This is a genomic window from Methanospirillum sp., assembly GCF_028679455.1.
Lineage (GTDB): Archaea > Halobacteriota > Methanomicrobia > Methanomicrobiales > Methanospirillaceae > Methanospirillum.
In genome coordinates, this window is record NZ_JAJRBM010000003.1 from 1 (window position 1) to 5,131 (window position 5,131).

At 48.1% G+C, this 5,131-nt stretch carries 6 protein-coding genes and 1 pseudogene; 1 reads left to right on the forward strand and 6 read right to left on the reverse strand.

Annotated features, from left to right (window positions below; genetic code table 11):
- The 6 genes from LUQ50_RS00030 to LUQ50_RS00055 all read right to left on the reverse strand — a co-directional run.
- The coding region (locus LUQ50_RS00030) for a prephenate dehydratase domain-containing protein (RefSeq protein WP_300034243.1) at positions 1–587 on the reverse strand (587 nt) is incomplete at its 3' end.
- Complete coding sequence (locus tag LUQ50_RS00035; protein WP_300034246.1) at positions 584–1,408, reverse strand: prephenate dehydrogenase/arogenate dehydrogenase family protein; 825 nt, start codon at positions 1,406–1,408, stop codon at positions 584–586. The genes LUQ50_RS00030 and LUQ50_RS00035, both read right to left, overlap by 4 nt.
- Entirely contained in the window at positions 1,408–2,394 is a 987-nt protein-coding gene (locus tag LUQ50_RS00040; protein WP_300034249.1) for a 3-dehydroquinate synthase II, read from the reverse strand. The genes LUQ50_RS00035 and LUQ50_RS00040 overlap by 1 nt, the downstream gene beginning before the upstream one ends.
- A complete protein-coding gene (locus LUQ50_RS00045; protein WP_300034252.1) occupies positions 2,394–3,167 on the reverse strand; it encodes a 2-amino-3,7-dideoxy-D-threo-hept-6-ulosonate synthase in 774 nt (257 codons plus the stop codon). Before LUQ50_RS00045 ends, LUQ50_RS00040 begins: the two co-directional genes overlap by 1 nt.
- A 1-nt stretch (position 3,168) precedes the next feature.
- On the reverse strand, positions 3,169–3,963 hold the full coding sequence (locus LUQ50_RS00050; protein WP_300034255.1) for a 2-amino-3,7-dideoxy-D-threo-hept-6-ulosonate synthase: 795 nt from the start codon (positions 3,961–3,963) through the stop codon (positions 3,169–3,171).
- A 339-nt stretch (positions 3,964–4,302) separates the two neighbouring features.
- Positions 4,303–4,803 carry a multiprotein bridging factor aMBF1 gene (locus LUQ50_RS00055; RefSeq protein WP_300034259.1) on the reverse strand — a complete coding sequence of 167 codons (501 nt, stop codon included), beginning with the start codon at positions 4,801–4,803 and terminating at the stop codon, positions 4,303–4,305.
- Between the two features lie 50 nt (positions 4,804–4,853).
- Between LUQ50_RS00055 and LUQ50_RS00060 the strand changes: the two are divergent.
- Positions 4,854–5,131: pseudogene (locus tag LUQ50_RS00060) on the forward strand (proteasome-activating nucleotidase); the annotation flags it as partial.

The following is a 5,131-nucleotide window of genomic DNA, read 5'->3' on the forward strand; positions in this document are numbered from 1 at the left end:
AGCAGACCTGCACGGTTCGCATCAGGAATGATAAGAAGACTGCACTTTTCGGGTTCAGGTTCTACAGATTCATGTGGGGAAATTTGAATAAATCTGGTGATATTACATGCATTATTTTCAATATTTGTTCGGATAAGCGGGATTGAATGGCGGGATGCAAGGTTTTGTGAAATAATGGCAGCAGATCCTGAATCATTTTTTTGTGCAAGTGCACTGGCTGCATTGCTCTCGGTATGGATCACCGGAATTCCCAGATCTTCTATCACTTTACTACATTGTTCATGACTTTGTGGATGTGCATAAATCCGTGTGATCTGTTCTACCGGTACATTTCCGGCAAGATTATGGTGAATTGGCAGATATGCTTCCAGGGTGATCGAGACTGGATACTTCATCAGGCAGTCAAGTGTTGAAGTCACTCCTCCTGCCTCACTGTTTTCAAGAGGTACAAGGCCGGGAGTTCCGGTCCTCATGACCTCGGCAAAAACTTTACCAATTGTTGAAACCAGGACAGTTTCTACAGCCCCAATCTTCTGGGACATCTCGTGTGAGAAGGTATCTTCTGGTCCAAGGGTTATGAGTTTCATGCTCTCACCATGGTAGCGATGAGCCGATCCGTCTCTTCAAGAGATCTCGTACAGTACTCACCAAACCACCTTCGATCATCCAGAAACATCTCTGAAAAAGCAGCCGTGTCCCCTGCAGTAATAATCTCTCTGAACATTTCTGCAGACTGGCAGCAGGTATCAAGAACTTTGGGAATTTCAGGATTTTGGCTGAGAATGTCTGCATATAATGAAGGATCCTGCGCCAGGATCCGTCCAGCTACTGATGTCTCAATCCGGTAGATCGGACTCATAAATGGTTCGGTCTCTTCCGGAGTGATGCCAAGACGCCGCATCGTTTCTGCCATTACCAGAGCTTTGAAATGGGTCAGTCCCTGAATCACTGCCATCATCTGATCATGATGTTCAGGAGTGGTGATGGTTACCCGGGCTCCCTGTGCACCAAAGAGATCTGAAAGCATTTGGATATGGTCTTCAGTGCATCGGCCCGGGGTTATGATTATGGTCTGACCCTGCAATGAATTTGCGGTCGGACCAAACATCGGATGCATGCCAATGACTTCTGCACTGGTCTTTAGCATGGCAGATACCGGACCTGTTTTAAGCGACGTCAGATCGCTGATGATCTGGTCTTGCCGCATCAGAGGTGCTATCTCCTCTATTACCTGAACTGTGGAGTGAATCGGAACTGATATGACCAGAAGGTCTGATTGATGTGCAAGATCCTGATTCGTAATTGCAGTCTTTCGTCCTGATATCCGGACCTCATGACCGGAACGGGTAAAAACGGTAGCGAAAAATGCCCCCATCTGCCCGGTACCGCCGATGATCCCTACTTTCATTACTTCTCCAGGATCGTCTCGGTAACTGCCATTCCAAAGTGTCTTCCCGCTGTATCGAGAGCACCAAGCACAATATCTCCGGGGTTTAATGCTGCCACTGATATTGCAGTGCCGTCTGGTTTTGCAAGCCTGATGGTTTCTGCATTCTGAAGAATGATACTGACAACGGATCCCTGATGCTCTGCGTCAATCAGAAGGAGCGGGCGCTGTTCGATCTTCACTCTTCCTACTGTTGCTTCTCTACAGGATCCCTTAGCCCCGTTCACCATCACCCGGTCACCGGCTTTCAGATCAGCAAGATACGCAGTCCTGCCATCGGCAAGTTTCAGATAGGCATGGACCGCTCCTGCATTAACCCTGAACGGACGGGGTGCTACATAGGGATTTTCGAGAGTTTCAGCATGAACCAGGAAGAATCCGGATGAGGTATTTCCAACCAGCATACCTTCCCCATCAGTCATAAGTGAACAGGTGTCAACACAGACCCGGTCACCCATTCCGGCAGGAGAAATGGCAGTAATTGTAAGTGGAATGAGTTCCTGTCTGCACCCATGCCCCTGTACTACTTTTGTGACTTCACGAATCACTGCAGGATCATCGGTCTGGAGCATAACTCCGGCAACCCCTTTCTCCAGGATTCCGAGTGCCAGTTCTGCTTCCTGAACTGTTTTTACCACTGCAATGATTGAATCTGCAACTGCGACCAGGTTTTCGAGTGGGATCACAGTCCAGTCTGGGGTATGCACGATAACTGGCATCCTTCTGGCTGTTTCCATGGCCTTCTCCTGATCTTCAGTGCTACTAATAGTGATCTCGATGATATCCTTGCCAGGGATCAGATCTCCATCAGGTGCAATGGTGGTGATGCGGCCAAGTTCTCGAACCCTGTCTGCTGCATCGGTAACAATACCATCCGCACCTGATTCAAGTGCGGTGATTGCAAGCTCTTTATTCCATGGTCTGACATCGACCAGGATCTGTTTCATCAGATATCCTCCGGCCTCGCATTATCCTGAACCACCTTACAGACCTTGCGAACAAATATTGCGGTATCCTCGCGCTGGAATGCATTACGACCCATACATACTCCTGCACAGTTAGCGATATGGGTAGCATCTCTGATAGTCTTCAGGGTCTCAAGATCTCCTGCCTTCTCACCACCTGCAATAAAAACCGGAATTGAACTTGCTGCAACGATTTTTTTGAAACTCTCGATATCTCCGGTGTAGTTGGTCTTAACCATATCAGCACCGAGTTCCTCTGCAACCCGTACTGCATGTCCTACATGCCGTGGATCGGTTGGATTGATCCCGTTGCCCCGTGGGTATACCATTGCAAGCAGCGGGACACCCCAGCGGTTACAGTCTCGTACTACCATGCCGGCATCCTCGATCATTTTTGACTCCTGCTGGGCACCGAGGTTGATGTGGATTGAGACGGCATCGGCTCCGAGTGAGATTGCCTCTTCAACGGTGCAGGTGAGGACTTTGTCGTTTGGATCAGGGTTCATGCTTGTTCCGGTTGAGAGATGGATTATCAGTCCGATATCTCTTCCCTGTCTGCGATGTCCGGCTTTGACCAGTCCTTTGTGCAGGATGATCGCATTGGCACCCCCCTCTGATACTGCTGCAATGGTATCGCTCATTCTGAGTAATCCGTCGATCTGTCCGAGGGTCATGCCATGATCCATCGGGATAATAACTGATTTTCCCGTGTTCCGGTCCATGATCCGTTCCATCCGGATCTGTTTTCCAATCATGTTACACCCCATTGAGGATTTCTAACGCTTCCCTGGCACTTTTTCCTTCATGGACAATCAATGCACAAGCTTTCACAAACTGGGCAGGATCTGCATGCTGGAAAGCATTTCTTCCGATAGATATTCCTGCTGCTCCGCCTTCCATGGCTCCTTCGATGAGTTCCAGGGTCACCATATCATCGGTCTTGGATCCTCCTGCAACCACAACCGGTACCGGGCATCCGCGGGTGACTTCTCTGAATGTGTCTGGATCCCCGGTGTAGTTCGTCTTCACGATATCTACTCCGAGTTCGGCAGCAACACGGGCAGCAAGCCGGACATGTTCAACGGCATGCTCGTCTTTAATATTTTTTCCCCTCGGGTACATCATTGCAAGAAGAGGCATTCCCCATTCCATACATTCGATTGAAACTCTTCCAAGATCGGCAAGCATCTGGGATTCCGAATCTGCCCCGATGTTTACATGAATAGAAACCGCATCTGCTCCCATTTTGATGGCATTGGTGACAGAATTGACAAGCACTTTTTCATTCGGATCAGGTCCAATAGATGTTGAAGCGGAAAGGTGCAGGATCAGTCCGACATCGTGTCCCCGTTGCCGGTGTCCGTACAGTGATAGTCCAATATGGCCGAGCACTGCATTCGCCCCTCCCTCTGCTACCGCATTTACCGCATCAGGAAATTCTATCAGACCTTCGATGGGTCCTAGTGAAACACCGTGATCCATCGGGACTATGATAGTTTTTCTGGTATTGCGGTTCATGATCCGTTCAAGTCTAATCTCTTTACCTCTCATAATCGATCACCTGGATATGGTACTGGCGATCGCGCCTAGTACCAAAAATACCTAAAATAGCGAAAACCGCTAAACGGCCAAAAAGAATGATGTCTGATATCAGTAACCTGCTGAATACAAAGGGTACCATTGAGAACTGATAACATCGTAGAAAAGCAACCGGTTACTCCGCTCATACAGGGTCCCCTGGATCCTGATGATATCCGGCCGCTCTTCATTATCAGAACGTCGCTCAGGAGACTATAAAAATATATCGCCAATTCGTGACATGACATGGCATGTCACGCAAAAATTCTAAAAAATTTATCACGCCACGCATATCGATGAAAAAAATGAGGATTACTTTTTTACTTTTTTGATCTTAATGACATCACCCATGGTGGTTGTCATTCGTGACTGATGAATATCCAGTGATTCTGAAGAAGAGTCTTCAATCAACTTAATATCCAGTTCTTTCTCTATCTTTCTCCGTACATCTTCTTCGGGAATCAGCTCACCTTTCTCGATCTTCTTGATGAGGAGTTCCTTTTCCATCATTGCAAGTGCCAGATCCTTCTGAGACAGACCCAGTTTTAACCTGGCATTTCTGATACGCTCAGCATAATCCTCGACCAGATCTCCCCCTAGTTGATCAAAAAGATCGCGGGACCTACGTGCCTGCGGTACCTGAGCCTGAATATATCCGGATTGTTTTCCGGCAGGGGCGGCAGGTGATTTCGCAGCCCCTTGCAGTTCTGTTCCATATCTGGCGCAGTTACTGCAGACTGAGAGTTCGGCCCCTTCAATCCGAACTCTTTTCAAAGGGACTTTACTATCTGCCCCACACATTTCACACTGCATTTTTCGCAATCATCATATAGTCATTTTCCCCTATATATCTAATCAGACGGATGTCAGAGACTGGCCGCCAATCAGACGACCCGAAAACACCTGAGGAGTTGTATCGCTACCTCGTAGAGCGTGTTGCCGGGATGGAGTCGCAGAACCAGGAACTCAAGGAGCAGATTCGCCAATTAGAATCTGATAAACGGTATATTGAAACTCAAAAAATCAGATATGAGCGTGAAGTAAGAAAGCTCAAAAGCGAGATTGAGCACCTGAAGACTCCTCCCCTGATAGTAGGGACCATCACCGATGTAATTGATTCAGGCCGGGTGGTGGTGAGGTC